Annotated in this window: 15 protein-coding genes; 11 read left to right on the plus strand and 4 right to left on the minus strand. The window is 71.3% G+C overall.

What is annotated here, in order from left to right:
- Positions 1–138: 138 nt before the first annotated feature.
- From QOL88_RS21220 to QOL88_RS21235, 4 genes are all read left to right on the plus strand, one after another.
- The gene (locus QOL88_RS21220; RefSeq protein ID WP_097218371.1) at positions 139–549 is read left to right on the plus strand and encodes a hypothetical protein; all 411 of its coding nucleotides are present in this window, start codon (positions 139–141) and stop codon (positions 547–549) included.
- A 58-nt stretch (positions 550–607) separates the two neighbouring features.
- Positions 608–1,300, plus strand: a complete 693-nt coding sequence (locus tag QOL88_RS21225) for an ABC transporter ATP-binding protein (protein WP_257027846.1) — start codon at positions 608–610, stop codon at positions 1,298–1,300.
- Positions 1,297–3,585 carry an FtsX-like permease family protein gene (locus tag QOL88_RS21230; RefSeq protein WP_097218373.1) on the plus strand — a complete coding sequence of 763 codons (2,289 nt, stop codon included), beginning with the start codon at positions 1,297–1,299 and terminating at the stop codon, positions 3,583–3,585. Before QOL88_RS21225 ends, QOL88_RS21230 begins: the two co-directional genes overlap by 4 nt.
- Before the next feature lie 167 nt (positions 3,586–3,752).
- Positions 3,753–4,280, plus strand: a complete 528-nt coding sequence (locus QOL88_RS21235; RefSeq protein WP_031106386.1) for a YbjN domain-containing protein — start codon at positions 3,753–3,755, stop codon at positions 4,278–4,280.
- 112 nt (positions 4,281–4,392) lie between these two features.
- Here the strand turns inward: QOL88_RS21235 and QOL88_RS21240 are convergent, their stop codons facing one another.
- Positions 4,393–4,839, minus strand: coding sequence for an ATP-binding protein (locus QOL88_RS21240; protein ID WP_097218376.1), 447 nt, complete (start codon positions 4,837–4,839; stop codon positions 4,393–4,395).
- 191 nt (positions 4,840–5,030) lie between these two features.
- Here QOL88_RS21240 and QOL88_RS21245 point away from each other — a divergent pair, with 191 nt between their 5' ends.
- The 3 genes from QOL88_RS21245 to QOL88_RS21255 all read left to right on the plus strand — a co-directional run bounded on the left by QOL88_RS21245 (position 5,031) and on the right by QOL88_RS21255 (position 7,158).
- Positions 5,031–5,948 (plus strand): helix-turn-helix domain-containing protein, encoded by a 918-nt coding sequence (locus QOL88_RS21245; RefSeq protein ID WP_097218378.1) that lies wholly within the window; start codon positions 5,031–5,033, stop codon positions 5,946–5,948.
- Positions 5,845–6,072: a DUF397 domain-containing protein gene (locus QOL88_RS21250; protein ID WP_257028073.1), complete on the plus strand. Its 228-nt coding sequence runs from the start codon at positions 5,845–5,847 to the stop codon at positions 6,070–6,072. Before QOL88_RS21245 ends, QOL88_RS21250 begins: the two co-directional genes overlap by 104 nt.
- 198 nt (positions 6,073–6,270) lie before the next feature.
- A complete protein-coding gene (locus QOL88_RS21255; RefSeq protein WP_097223113.1) occupies positions 6,271–7,158 on the plus strand; it encodes a hypothetical protein in 888 nt (295 codons plus the stop codon).
- A 142-nt stretch (positions 7,159–7,300) separates the two neighbouring features.
- Here the strand turns inward: QOL88_RS21255 and QOL88_RS21260 are convergent, their stop codons facing one another.
- The 3 genes from QOL88_RS21260 to QOL88_RS21270 all read right to left on the minus strand — a co-directional run bounded on the left by QOL88_RS21260 (position 7,301) and on the right by QOL88_RS21270 (position 9,285).
- A complete protein-coding gene (locus QOL88_RS21260) occupies positions 7,301–7,669 on the minus strand; it encodes a PIN domain-containing protein (RefSeq protein WP_097218383.1) in 369 nt (122 codons plus the stop codon).
- A gap of 8 nt (positions 7,670–7,677) precedes the next feature.
- Positions 7,678–7,935 (minus strand): hypothetical protein, encoded by a 258-nt coding sequence (locus QOL88_RS21265; protein ID WP_097223114.1) that lies wholly within the window; start codon positions 7,933–7,935, stop codon positions 7,678–7,680.
- 141 nt (positions 7,936–8,076) lie between these two features.
- Positions 8,077–9,285 (minus strand): pyridoxal phosphate-dependent aminotransferase, encoded by a 1,209-nt coding sequence (locus QOL88_RS21270; protein WP_097218386.1) that lies wholly within the window; start codon positions 9,283–9,285, stop codon positions 8,077–8,079.
- A gap of 127 nt (positions 9,286–9,412) precedes the next feature.
- Between QOL88_RS21270 and QOL88_RS21275 the strand changes: the two genes are divergently transcribed.
- The 4 genes from QOL88_RS21275 to QOL88_RS21290 all read left to right on the plus strand — a co-directional run bounded on the left by QOL88_RS21275 (position 9,413) and on the right by QOL88_RS21290 (position 13,613).
- Positions 9,413–9,727: a hypothetical protein gene (locus tag QOL88_RS21275; protein WP_097218389.1), complete on the plus strand. Its 315-nt coding sequence runs from the start codon at positions 9,413–9,415 to the stop codon at positions 9,725–9,727.
- A gap of 563 nt (positions 9,728–10,290) precedes the next feature.
- Positions 10,291–10,818 (plus strand): DUF2617 family protein, encoded by a 528-nt coding sequence (locus QOL88_RS21280; protein WP_179878921.1) that lies wholly within the window; start codon positions 10,291–10,293, stop codon positions 10,816–10,818.
- A 134-nt stretch (positions 10,819–10,952) separates the two neighbouring features.
- Positions 10,953–12,605, plus strand: coding sequence for a polyamine aminopropyltransferase (locus QOL88_RS21285; protein WP_097218395.1), 1,653 nt, complete (start codon positions 10,953–10,955; stop codon positions 12,603–12,605).
- A 159-nt stretch (positions 12,606–12,764) separates the two neighbouring features.
- Entirely contained in the window at positions 12,765–13,613 is an 849-nt protein-coding gene (locus tag QOL88_RS21290) for an SRPBCC domain-containing protein (RefSeq protein WP_097223115.1), read from the plus strand.
- Positions 13,614–13,624: the final 11 nt, after the last annotated feature.

The raw sequence follows: 13,624 nt of genomic DNA on the forward strand, positions 1-13,624 counted from the left end.
GGGCGCCCCTCGAAAAGCCGGACAGATGGGGCTAGATCGAACACTCTGCCGCTTCCTCTCCTTTACTCGGTGGTAACTTTCACCGCCGCTCTGCCCTGACCAGCAGAGCCACACAACAGAACACAAACGGGAGAAGACATGCGTAAGTTGGCAGTAGGCGCCCTCGCGGCCGGCCTCTTCGCCATGGGGGCGGGCACGGCGTTCGCCGCCTCGTGGCACGACATTCCGACGCTCTCGACCGGCGGTGCGAAGTTCCACCACGGCCAGTACAAGTGGCACCCCGCGGGCCAGAATCACGGCGCCTTCGAGTGGAAGGGCCAGCTTCAGGACACCGACCACGGTGACGGCCACAACGTGTACGTGCAGGTGAAGGTCGAGGGCTACGACTGGAGCCGCTACGACGGCAAGCAGAAGAAGACCGTCCCGGTGGGGGCCTCCAACTGGGCGGGCGCGCAGCGCTACACCGACGACGCGTACATCCGTGTCTGCCGTGACAAGGGTTCGTTCAACCCGGACAACTGCTCGGCCACCAAGCACTACCAGCGGTAAGCGAAAGCACACCGCCACACCCCGGGCCCAGGTCGACCCCCTGGGCCCGGTCGCTTCTTTGGGGGAAGCCATCAGTACGTCAGAAGTCCTTTCGGCCCAGGGTGTCGACCTTCGTTACGGCAAGCAACTGGCTGTCAGCGACGCCCACCTCTCGATCTCCCGAGGGGAGGTCGCGGCCATCACCGGACAGAGCGGTTCGGGGAAGTCCTCGCTGCTGTACTGCCTTGCGGGTGTGCTGCCTCCTGCGCGCGGGCAGGTGCGGTTCGAAGGAACAGCCCTCGGCGATCTCAGCGACGACGAGGTCAGTACGCTGCGCCGTGAACGCTTCGGTTTCGTCTTCCAGTACGGCGAACTGCTCCCCGAGTTGACCATCGAGGAGAACACCGCCCTGCCGCTCCGCCTGGCCGGGCAACGCAAGCGGCCCGCGCTCGCGGCCGCCGGCGAGGTTCTCGCCCGGCTGGGACTCGGCGAACTGCGGGAGCGCCGCCCGTCGCAGGTGTCGGGCGGTCAGAGCCAGCGCGTCGCCGTCGCACGGGCCCTGGTCCACCGCCCGGCCGTCGTGTTCGCAGACGAGCCGACCGGGTCCCTGGACAGTGCCAACGCGTCCGCCGTACTGAAGGAGTTCCTCGGCCTGGCGCGCTCGCAGGGCACCGCCGTCATCCTGGTCACCCATGACCCCGCCGTCGCCGCGCAGGCCGACAGCCTCTACACGATGTCCGACGGAGTCCTCACGCCCCGGGAGGCGGCGTGAGGGAGTTCCTGCTCGGTCTGCGCCTGCTCTTCGGTGCCGGCCGCGGCAACCGCGTCCGCTTCTTCCTCATGGCGGCCGGCGGTTCCCTCGGGGTGTGCTGCCTCGCCCTCGTCCTCACCATCCCGCAGATTCTCGACGCTCACGACGGCCGGGCCGCAGCACGACAGCCGCAGACCACTTCAGCCCGGCCCGCGGATGCCACCCTCCTCCTCCAGCGCACCGACCCGTACGGCTCCAAGGCATTCACCCGGGTGTTCATCGCCAAGGGGACCGGCCACGCCGACGAAGCCCCGCCCGGGCTGAAGGAACTCCCGGGCCCTGGTGAGGTGTTCGTCTCCCCCCGCGTACAGGACCTGCTGCGTGACCAGCCCGCGGTCAAGGGGCTCCTGCCAGGTCACGAGAGGGGGCTGATCGGCGCGACGGGGCTCGCCCACCCCGACGAGCTGTTCGCCTACATCGGCACGACACGCGACAAGATCGCCGACGAGGGACGCGCCCTGAAGGGCTGGGGGTACAGCTACGCACCCTTTCCCGCCGTCGAACCCTCGACCCTGACCTACATCCGCTTCGCCCTGGGATCTCTGGTCCTGCTCCCCCTCGGCATCTTCCTCTCCGTCTGCGCCCGGCTCTCCGCCGCCAGCCGGAACCGCCGCCTCGCCTCCCTGCGTCTGCTGGGCCTGAGCACCAAGGGCACGCAGCGGGTCAACGCCGCCGAAACCGTGGTGGCGGCCCTGTTCGGCGCGATTCTCGGTCTCGGCGAATACTGGGTCCTCAATCAGGTGATGACCCGGACCGGACTGCCCAGTCTGAGGTGGTATCCGGCCGATGGCGCGCTGTCCGCGACGACCATCGCCGTCTGCCTGATCGGCTGCCCGCTCCTCGCCTGGTTCGTCGGCCGGGCCAGCGCACGCGATGCCGCCGCCAATCCACTGGCGGTACGCCGCACCGCCGCCCCCAAGCACCCCACCAAGTGGGGCGGCCTGCTCCTGGTGACCGGCCTCGGCATCGTGGCCGGCTACTGCGCCACCGGCTTCACCGACCACCCCGCCGACAGCCTCGGCCTCAACGCGTTGCTGATGCCGGCAGGCATTCTCCTGACGGGCCTGGGGCTGGTGCTGACACTGCCCCTGATCTCCTACGCCCTCGCCCGCCGACTCGCGCGCACCACTCAGTCCCTCACCCTCAACCTGGCGATGCGCCGCAACGAGGTCGAACCGGGCAGCACCATGCGGGTCGTCACCGGCCTCGTGCTGCTCGTCTTCTCCGCCTCCCTCGCCCAGGGCGTCCTCATCCAGCTGGAGCAGGTCACCCGGCCGTCCGCTCCTGTGCAGGACTACTCGATCCCCTTGTCCTCGCTCACCCTGCGACAGCAGCAGGAAGTCGCCGATGTACCGGGGGTACGCGCGCACGCCGTGACGGTGGAGTCCTGGACCGACCCCGATGGTTCCGCCGACCAGCCCTGGGCCAGTGCCGTCGTCGCCACCTGCGACCAGCTGACCAGGCTGGTACGGCATGTGGAGCGCTGTGTGGACGGCAAGGTGATGCGCCTCAGTGACCCGAACGCGGGCACTGGTCAGGGCGCGCGCCCTGGCGACACCCTCCCCTTCCGCATGTCGGAAGGCGGTCGTGGCGGTCGCGGCAAGACCCTGGATATCACACTCCCGCACGACCAGATCGCCTACCGTGCGTACGACCCGTCGGCGGTCCACGGAGTGGATGTGCTCATCCCGCCGTCGGCACTGCCCGCCACGGCTCGACCGGAAGGGGCGCGGTACGTCCTCACCAGCAGCTCCGACCACGATGAGGTCCGCAGGGTCCTTGACGGTATCGCCGCCGTCACCCCGACCACCGCCGTCGAACCCGTCGGTGTGAACGTCGAGGGCCTCCAGCAGATCGCCGTCCTCGAGACCCTGCTCGCCGTCGGCATGATCATGGGTCTGGTGATCGGGACCGCGGCGTTCGTGGTCTCGGCGACCGACCGGGCGGTGGAGCGGCGCCCGCAGGTCACCGCCATCACGCTGGTCGGAGCGCGGGCGCGGACGATGCGAGCCGTGCAGTGCCTACAGGTCGTGCTCCCTCTGAGTGTCGGGCTGACACTGGCGCTCCTGGCGGGCAAGCTCGCCGAGTCCTGCTATCTGATCACCGGGGGCAGCGAGATCTACTGGGACTCCGGCGGCGTCCCGGTGCTCGCGCTCGCGGCGGCGGGCGTGGCGGCCGTGTCCGCCCTCGCCGCCCTCCCGCTCGTAGGACGGCGCGTCAACCCGGAACTGATCCGCCGCGACTGATCACCCGCGCTCGACCGCCCGCGTCGGTCGGGCCCAGGTGAGTAGACCCCTGCGGGTTGCGGTTGACCGGATCGTGTCAGCCATGGGCTTAGCGGGGTAGTCGGGGCTTGCCACCCCCCTCCCCGCATGGGGGAGGATGGCGGAATCCGTACGAAGGGAAATTCACGGTGACCATCGACCCGTCCTCGATTCCGAACTTCGGGGGCCAGCCCGAGCCGCAGCCCGGCGGCCCGGCCGGCCCCGTCGTCCCGGATCAGGACCTCGTTAAGCAGCTCCTCGACCAGATGGAGCTCAAGTACGTCGTCGACGACGAGGGTGACCTCGCGGCGCCGTGGGAGCAGTTCCGCACCTACTTCATGTTCCGGGGTGAGGGAGACCAGCAGGTCTTCTCCGTGCGGACGTTCTACGACCGGCCCCACGAGATCGAGGCCAAGCCGCAGATCCTCGAGTCCATCGACGACTGGAACCGCCGGACCCTGTGGCCCAAGGTCTACAGCCACACCCACGACGACGGCACGGTCCGCCTGATCGGCGAGGCCCAGATGCTGATCGGCATGGGCGTCAGCCTGGAGCACTTCGTCTCCTCGACGGTCAGCTGGGTGCGCGCGGCGATCGAGTTCGACAAGTGGCTCGTCGAGCAGCTCGGTATCGAAGAGGAGATCAACGAAGCGGAGAAGCCCGAGGACGAGGAGTAGATCCTCAGCCGGCCCCGCAGCGGCGCGTCGGCGCGTACGAGAAGGTACGCGCTGTACGCGCCGTACGCCTTTTTCGGGCGCCGCTGCCTCCCCTCCCTCGCCGTGGGGCGGATCAGACGTCAAGACTCAGCTCCGCCCATACCGTCTTGCCCACCGGGCCGCGAGGCGTCGACCCCCAGCGCTCGGCCAGGACGTCCACCAGGAGCAGCCCCCGGCCGGACTCGCCTTCGGGGTACGACGAGGGCGCGGCCGTGGGCAGCCGCTTCGCGGAGGAGGCGTCCGCGACCTCCACACGCAGTACGCCCGCGGCCCGGTCCAGGGCGAGCCGGAGACCGAACTCCCGGCCGGGAACCCGACCGTGCTGTACGGCGTTCGCCGCGAGTTCGCCGACGACGAGGGCGAGAGCGCAGGAGACGTCCGACGCCGGCGGGTGGCCCCGTTCCCCCATCCACCGGACGGCGTGACGCCGGGCGAGCTGCGCACCGCGCGGGGTGGAGGGGAACTGCATGGTGAGTGACCTGAGCGGCTTGTCTCCCGGGGCGGCGGTTTCTGTCAGCACGGCCTGTACGTCCCTTTCCGTCGAGTCGAGTCGAGTCGAGTTGTGGCGTTCCGTGACGCACACGAGTCGTCACGTTCCGTGCTCAAGAGTCGACCGATCGTCCTACGCTCGACAGGGGGCACAGCCTTACTTGTGAGGCCGTAAGGAACGGAAGTGATGCCTTGGCCAACGGAATTGACCCCAGTGCGTCGATGGCCGCGCTGTTCGGAGCGCGGGTGCGCAGACTCCGGACGGCGGCGGGGCTGACCCAGGCCGAGCTGGGCGACCTGACGCATGTGGTGAGCACGCGGATCACGCAGATCGAGCGGGCGTCCGGAGCGAAGCCGACGCTGGAGCTGACGCGTGCGCTGGACGCGGCGCTCGGTGCGGAGGAACTGCTGGTGGAGCTGTGGCCGTACGTGTACCGGGAGGCGTTTCCGGACTGGTCGCGGAAGTTCATGGAGTACGCGGAGCGGGCGGTGGCCGTCTGCGAGTACGCGGCTCATGTGGTGCCCGGCTTGCTACAGACAGAGGACTATGCGCGGGCGGTGCTGCGGGTCGGTCGAACCCTCGACAATGAGGAGCAGTTGGACGAACGAGTCACGTTTCGTATGGGCCGGCAGAAGCGCCTCGCTGCGCCCGACCGACCGGAACTGTGGGTGGTCCTCGACGAGGCGGTACTCAGGCGACCGGTCGGCGGCAACGCGGTGATGCGTGAGCAGTTCGGGCGGTTGCTCGCGGCAGCGACGGAAGCTCACATCACCTTGCAGGTACTGCCGTTCGACCAGGGCGAGCACGAGGTCATGGGCGGCTCGCTCACGCTGCTCACCATGCCGGATGACTCGGAGATCGCCTACACCGAGGGCGCGCACTACGGTCAACTCATCGAGGATCCAGACGAAGTCAGGCGCTTCGCACTGACCTACGATCGGCTGAGGGCGGCAGCTCTGCCCCCGCTCATGTCCCTGGACATGATCCGATCCGTGATGGAGGACAACCACCGTGGAGCGAAGGTCCCGTCCCGATCTGAACGCCGCCGCCTGGCGCAGGAGCAGCTACAGCAATCAGGAAGGCGGCAACTGCGTGGAGGTGGCCGACGGGTTCCGGGGGGCCGTCGTCCCGGTCCGTGACAGCAAGGCCCCGCAGGGCCCCGCGCTGTGTTTCGAAGCCGCCTCCTGGGGCGCCTTCATAGGCGAGTTGAAGGCCGCACCGGGCCCTTGTCCCCGAGGGCCCGGCGGTCCGCTGACCTCCTGAAAGAACCGGGGGAAAGAACTACCCACCCACCCACCCTCCCCGCGCCAGACGCGGGCGTCACCCGTCCGAGTGACCGGCTTGCAGGCGCGGGTAACGGGCCGTTACGTTCGCCGCGACAACCGCAAACAGATACGGCCCCCGGCCGGGACTGGCATCCCGATCGAGGGCCTGACCGATCAGGAAGTGAACGCCTTCCCGATGGCTGACTCGCAGTCTAACGCGCGCCTGCGCGCCGACGCCGGAGCTCCGACCACCGGCGTGATCCACGTACGCACCCGGCTGACGGCCGACTTCACGGTGATCTCCAACGCCCTCGCCCAGCGGCGCGGCAGCGCGGTCACGGTCGGCGTCGCGGCGTACATCGCCTCTCTGCCCGACGGCACTTCCGTGACCATCACCGCTCTGTGCGAGCACTTCAGCGAGGGCGAGATCCTCATGTCGCGAGCGCTCAGAGAACTCGAATCGGCCGGATACCTGGAACGCCGCCGCGAACGCACGCCCACCGGGCAGGTACGCACCCGGACGTACTTCTACGACGTACCGCGCGGAGAAGGCCCGGACGACCCGCCCGAGCCGCCGAAGCCCCGACCACGGAAGCGGCCCACCGTCCCGGAAACCCGACGGGAGACGGCGCCCGCTCCCGCTCCCGCTCCTGAGGAGCCCGGCCGCCCGGCACCCGCCGTCGCCGGCGCCGACGCCGACCCCGAGGCAGTCGCCGTACTGGCCGCCCTGCGCCGGGTCGACCCCCGCCTGGTCCTGTCCGCGCAGGAGGCCGCCCGACTGGCGCCGGCCGTCGCCGAGTGGCTGGCGGCCGGAGTCGGCCGGCGGGAGATCACGGAGCTGCTGACCGTACGGCTCCCGGACCGTTTCCGGACCCGCCCGGCAAGCGTGCTCGCCTTCCGCCTCCGGGAAACCCCGCTGCCGTTGCCCTCCCCCGCACCGCTCCCGCCGAGCGTCGAGCGCCCGGCCGTACTGCCCTTCCAGACCTGCGACGGCTGCGAGCGTGCCTTCCGCGCCCCGGGGCCCGGACACTGCCGGAGCTGCCGGGACCGACTCGCCGGGGAACGCCTGCGTGCGGCGGGCTGAGCGGGTGGACGGGTGTGCCGTTCACCCCTGAGGGGCAGGGCATCGCCGTCAGGGTGACTGCGACGCACAGGCCGGCCGCAGAACGTGAACCCGAGCAGGTCGACGAGCTGTGCCGGGCAGTGGTTCGCCTTGCCGCCTGAGTTCAGGGGCTGAGGTCCAAGGTGCGCACCGGCTGCTCCTTCCACGTGTGCGGCCTGGTGGTCGCGATCACCGCACCGTCCGGACGGTCGGGACTTGGCTGGGCGGCATAGAGGGTGTGAGCATCGGCCCATGTAGTCGCACGGGCCACCGACAGGGCAGCCGGCAGATCCAGATCGACGATCGTGATGCCGGGCAGGGCGGCGATGTGCTCCGCAGTGCCCGGCCGAGCCCGGTCGGCCTCGACCAGGGCGCACACGCTGACATACAGGAACCAGCCCGGCTCAGTGTGAGCGCGGTGGATGAGCCGGGAGGTCAGGACGCTACCCTCCCCGGCGGCCACCATCGCGCTGTCGTCGAGGAACACATGCACATCACGGGTCACGTGGCACCCGCTTCGGCCATACGGCGGTCCAGTTCGGTGTCCAGCTCGGCCTGCTCGCCCGCGTCCGGGTCGTATCCGTTCCACTCCCGCAGAACGGCCCGTGCTTTCTCCGCCCGCTCGGCCCGCTCGGCTGGAGTGAGCAGGGTCTCGGCGAGTCGGGCGAGGTAGGCGCGCAGGGACAGCCCTTCCTCAGCCGCGATCTCGGCAAGCCGATCGCGGGCCTCGGCGGGGATACGGATGTTGGCGTCCGGCATCATGCGGGCTCCCTCTTCGCTCACCATCACAGATCGCGTGCGGGTACGTACCCGTACCCGCACTGTCACTCTAGCTGCCCGAAGTGCCGCCGCCCGCGAGTTCGCGGCGGGAGCCCACAAGGCGGTGCCTGTGCAACGCGTCTAGAGCGCCGCGCTCAGCCGCTTCGCCGCCTCCTCCAGCACCCCCGTCCGCTTGCAGAACGCGAACCGTACGAACGGGGCGCCCTCCTCCCGGTGGTCGTAGAAGACCGCGTTGGGAATGGCGACGACCCCGGCGCGCTCCGGCAGGCCGCGGCAGAAGGCGAAGCCGTCGCCCTCTTGAGACAGCACAGCGCCGAGGGGGCGGATGTCGGTGGTGATGAAGTAGGTGCCCGAGGGGCGGAAGACCCGGAACCCGGCCTCCGCCAGGCCCGCCGCCAGCAGATCCCGCTTGGTCAGCATGTCGGCGCGGAAGTCCGCGAAGTACGACTCGGGCAGTGAGAGGGCCTCGGCGATCGCGTACTGGAACGGGCCCGCCGAGACGTACGTCAGGTACTGCTTCGCCGAGCGCACCGCCGTGACCAGCTCCGGGGCCCCCGTCACCCAGCCGACCTTCCAGCCGGTGAAGGAGAACGTCTTGCCGCTGCTGGAGATGGTGACCGTACGCTCGCGCATCCCCGGGAACGTCGCCAGCGGCACGTGCTCGGCGTCGTCGAAGACGAGGTGTTCGTACACCTCGTCCGTCACCACCAGCAGGTCGCGCTCCACCGCCAGCTCGGCGATCGCGGCGAGCTCCTCGCGGGTGAGGACCGTGCCGGTCGGGTTGTGCGGGGTGTTGATCAGCAGCAGCCGGGTGCGGTCGGTGACGGCGTCGCGCAGCTCGTCCAGGTCGAGGCGGAAACGGCCCTCGTCCTCGTGCGCCCGCAGGGTGACCGGCACCCGGCGCCCGCCGGCCATCGCGATGCACGCCGCGTAGGAGTCGTAGTACGGCTCGAAGGCGATCACCTCGTCGCCGGGCTCCACCAGGGCCAGCAGGGCGGCGGCGATGGCCTCCGTGGCCCCGGCGGTGACCAGGACCTCCGTGTCGGGGTCGTAGGCCAGGCCGTAGCAACGCTGCTGGTGGGCGGTGATCGCGGTGCGCAGCTCCGGCACGCCGGGGCCGGGCGGGTACTGGTTGCCGCGGCCGTCCCGCAGGGCCCGCACGGCGGCCTCCCTGATCTCCTCGGGGCCGTCGGTGTCGGGGAAGCCCTGCCCGAGGTTGATGGCGCCGGTGCTCAGAGCCAGGGCGGACATCTCGGCGAAGATCGTCGTCCCGAACTCGGCGAGCCGGCGGTTCAGGAGGGGGCGCGCGCTGGAGGTCATGCCGGTCATCCTGCGCCGAAGCTCTGGAGTTCCTCAACTCTGTGTTGGGCCGGGAGCGGGGAGGGCATCACCGCCTCACGCAAGAGCGAGGCGCCCACGGGGGGCCGCTTCGGGGGAAGGAAAGGAGGGTGGCGCCATGATCATCGGCATCATCCTGGCGGTGTTCGCGGTTCTGCTGATCGGGCTGCTGGTGCCCCTGGCTCGCAGGGACCGTTCCCGTTCCCGGCGGACGGCGCGTCGCGGGGCGTGGGCGTCCTCCAGTTCGAGCAGCGGCAGCAACAACAGCTGGTGGGCCGGTGGGGGAGACTCCGGCTCCTCCTCCGGCGACGGCGGTGGACACCACGGCGGACACTCCTGCGGAGGCGGGTCGTCCTGTGGAGGCAGCTCGTCCTGCGGCGGCGGCTCGTCCTGCGGGGGTGGTGGCGGTGGCTGCGGCGGCGGAGGCAGCTGACTGACGTCGGCCGTCTTCGCGACGGAGGCATCGCATTCACCGAACGCGGGGTCCGCACCTGGGGCGAACCCCGCGTTGTCATGTCCGGAGCTTCTCGGACGGATCACCGGCCGAACGCCTGTCGGGCGGTTTCGACGAGGTCCCGGCAAGGTCCCCTGCCTGTAGGACAACTCGCGCCCGCCCTGGCGTGCCTCCGGCAACTGCACGCGTCGAACCGCCCTTTCGGGGGTCGGCCGGAATCCCGGGCTTCCATCCGTCGCGACTCCGGGCGCGAGGCACGGCGCACCGGCGCACGCCTCCCCGGCACCGGCGCACGCCGTAGTTGAACAGTTGAGCTGTGGAGCCCTCTGAGGGATGGAAACCCTACGAACTTGGGTAAAAACGCTGTGACGGCGCCACCGTTCATGATTCCCTCTTAGTCACCGACGCAGCCCTGCCCGGACGTCCTGCGGACACCTTCCTGAAACCGGCCGACCGGGTTGCTCGGGCCGACATCCCCCGGTGCGCCCGGGGCGCAGCGGACCCATCTCCCTCTCCTTTTTGTGTGCTTGCGGAGTCGACCCATGCTCACGACCCTGAACACCTCCTACACCGACACGCGCGCGGCCGATCTCGCATGGGCCCTGGGGCGTGAGCCGCTTCCCGCACTCGCCGCACTCGATCTCGAACTGGCGGACGTCAAAGTGCAGTTGCGACTCCTCGGCGCGTCCCACCAGGTCCTGCTGGAGGAGGAGCGGGGCATCTGCTCGGAGACGGTGGCGTGCATCGCGGGCAGCAGCACTCCGCTTCCGCTCGGCGTCGCCAAGCGGGTGGACGACTGGGAGTACGAGTTCGCGGCCCGGGTCGAGGTCCTCCCGCCCGGCTCCTTCGCGGGCCGCGCCCAGGAGTTGCTGGCCCTCGTCTCCGACCATCCGCACGGCCTCGTCGGCGTCTTCCCCGGCAGCCCGTACGCCTTCACGGCCCTGCTCGCCCAGCATCACGAGGGGCAGGTGCACTGGCGGACCTGGCATGCCTACCCGCAGGACGGGCAGTTGGTGGCGACCCGCACGAGGGTGGGCGTGCGCGTACCGGCGGCGGTCTACGTCAACTGACCCTGGCCCCCTGATGTCCGGCCCACCGAACCGTATGTGGTGAACCGAATCTCGTACCGGTATCCGGCCCCGGTAAACCAGCACCACACGTGTGGGTGACGATCCGCAGTCGAGGCGTGACGTAACGTCGCAGCGTGATCGAGCCGCACGCGCCCGCCCCGCCCCGCTCCCCGGCGCCCTGGAGCGCCCCGGGCGGCCCCGACGGCCCGGCGCGACTGCCGGTGCGGCCCGGCACCGGACGGTTCCTCGTCCTCGCCGGCGTGTTCGTCTGTGCGGCCTGCGGACTCGTGTACGAACTGGAACTCGTCGCGCTCGCCTCGTACTTGATGGGCGACTCCGTCACGCAGGCGTCCGTCGTGCTGTCCGTGATGGTCTTCGCGATGGGCATCGGCTCCCTCGCCGCGAAGCGGCTGCGCCGGCTCGCCGCGGCGGGTTTCGGCGCCGTCGAGGCCGCCCTCGCGCTCGTCGGCGGATGCAGCGCGATGGCCCTGTACGCCGTGTTCGCCTGGACCGGCGACTGGGGCGGGATGTGGGCCAACGGGTCGCGCTGCCTGCTGGTCGCCTTCTCCCTCGCCATCGGACTGCTCATCGGCGCCGAGGTCCCGCTGCTGATGGAGCTGATCCAGCGCATCCGCCGCCAGGACGCGGGCGGCGCGGTGGCCGACCTGTTCGCCGCCGACTACGTCGGAGCACTCGTCGGCGGCCTCGCCTTCCCCTTCCTGCTGCTGCCGTTCCTCGGGCAGTTGACCGGCACGCTGCTCACCGGCGCGGTCAACACGGTCGTCGGCGGGGCGCTGGTGCTCGGCCTGTTCCGGCGGGACCTCACCCGCCGGGCCCGCTGGCTGCTGCTGATCGGCAACTGCCTCGTCCTCGCCGTCCTCGCCTCCGCCGCCGTCCTCGTCGACGACTTCGAACGGGCCGCGCGGCAGGCGATGTACGGCCAGGACGTCCGCGTAGCGCTCCAGACCGATGTGCAGGAGGTGGTCCTCGCCGGCGGTACGGACGGGCGGCCCCTCGACATCTACTTCGACGGCCGGCTGCGGGTCAGCGGGCGCGACGAACCGCGCTTCCACGAGGCACTCGTCCACCCGGCCATGACCGGGCCGCACGCGCGCGTGCTGATCCTCGGCGGCGGCGACGGCCTCGCGGTACGCGAGGTGCTGCGGCACTCCGGGGTGGACCGGGTCGACGTCGTCGAACGCGACGCGGAGGTGGTCCGGCTGGCCCGCACCGACCCGGCCCTGTCCGCGCTCAACGAGCACGCCTTCGGCGACCCGCGCGTGCGGGTCACGACCGCGGACGCCTTCGGCTGGCTGCGCGGGGCGACCCCGGCGGCGTACGACGTGGTCGTCTCGGACCTGCCGGACCCGGGCATCACGGAGAGCACGAAGCTGTACTCGCAGGAGTTCTACGGCCTCGCGCGGCGCGTGCTGGCCCCCGGCGGGCGGCTCGTGGTGCACGCCGGGCCGGTCGCGTCCGGCCCCCGCGTGTACTGGACGGTCGAGGCGACCGTGCGCGCGGCCGGTCTGCGCACCGCCCCGTACGGCACGGAGGACCGACGCGCCGGTGGCGCCGGGCCCGACCGCCCGCCCGCCGAACGCGCCCGGGCGCCCCGGGACTGGGGTTTCGTGCTGGCCGCCCGCACGGACCCGCGCCCGCGGCTCGACCCGGACGGTCCGCGGCCCAGCGGCCTCACGGAGGCGTCCCTGGCCGCGGGGCAACGGGCGGCGCGCAGGGCGCGGATCGCGGGTCTGCCCGCGTCGACGCTGGTGCATCCGCGGTACTGAGGGGACGGTGCTTTCCGGACGGGCCCGGAGGACATCCGCGGTACTGAGGGGACGGGGCCCGCTTGACGGGCCCGGAGGATACGCCTGGTGGGGGTGGAACGGGGGTGAATCCCCCGGGCGGGGGTGCGTTTCGGGCTGTGCTGGGTAGAGTCCGTCGACATGGAGCACGAGGTGTTCGTTCCGGTTCCGGCCGAGCGGCTCAGGGAGGTGCTGGACGACCCCGCGCGGGTCGCCCGGGCTGTCCCCGGGCTCCAGCAGGACGCCGGCGCCGAACCGGTCGCCGGGCGGCTGAAGATCCGGGTCGGCAGCCACTCCGTCACCTACCGGGGTGCCGTACGGGTCTCCCGGCGCGACGATGACGCGTACGCCGTCGAGGGTGAGGCGGAGGAGTCGCGGGGCAGCGGGTCGGTCAAGCTCAGCCTGCGGATCGCCCTGCGCGCGGCGGAGGGCGGCTGCACCGTCGTGTACGACGGCACGGCCTCCGCGGACGGACGGATCAAGGACCTCCCGGCGGACGCCGTGGAAAGTGCCGTCACCCGGCTGCTGAACCGTTTCGCGGAGCACCTCGCCGCGGCGGCCACGGGCCCGGACGACGAGGCGCCGACGCCACCGCCACCGCCACCGTCCCCGGCCCCGTCCGGCCAGGGCACGGCCGCGGAGGCCGAGGAGAAGGCCCCCGCCGATCCCGGTCTCACCGAGGAACCCCCGGCCACCCCCGAGCGCCCCTCCGTCTCCGGCGCCGACGTCCCGCCCTCCTCCCTCGGACCCGAGGACGGGCAGGACCAGGAGGACGACGAGGGCATCGCCGAGGCGGCGCACGCGCGGCGGACCATGATCGGGCGCAGCGCCGAGGAGGTCGACCACGCGCCGCCGCGCGGCCGGTACGCGCCCGTGCCCGCGCCGCAGACCGTGACGCCCCCGGCCCCGCTGCGCTGGGCTGCCCCCGCGGCGGCGCTCGCGGTGGCCTCGGCCATCGTGGCGGTCCGGGCCCTGCGCCGACGCCGCTGAGCCGCACACCG

This window comes from Streptomyces sp. Ag82_O1-12 (assembly GCF_900182715.1).
Lineage (GTDB): Bacteria > Actinomycetota > Actinomycetes > Streptomycetales > Streptomycetaceae > Streptomyces > Streptomyces massasporeus.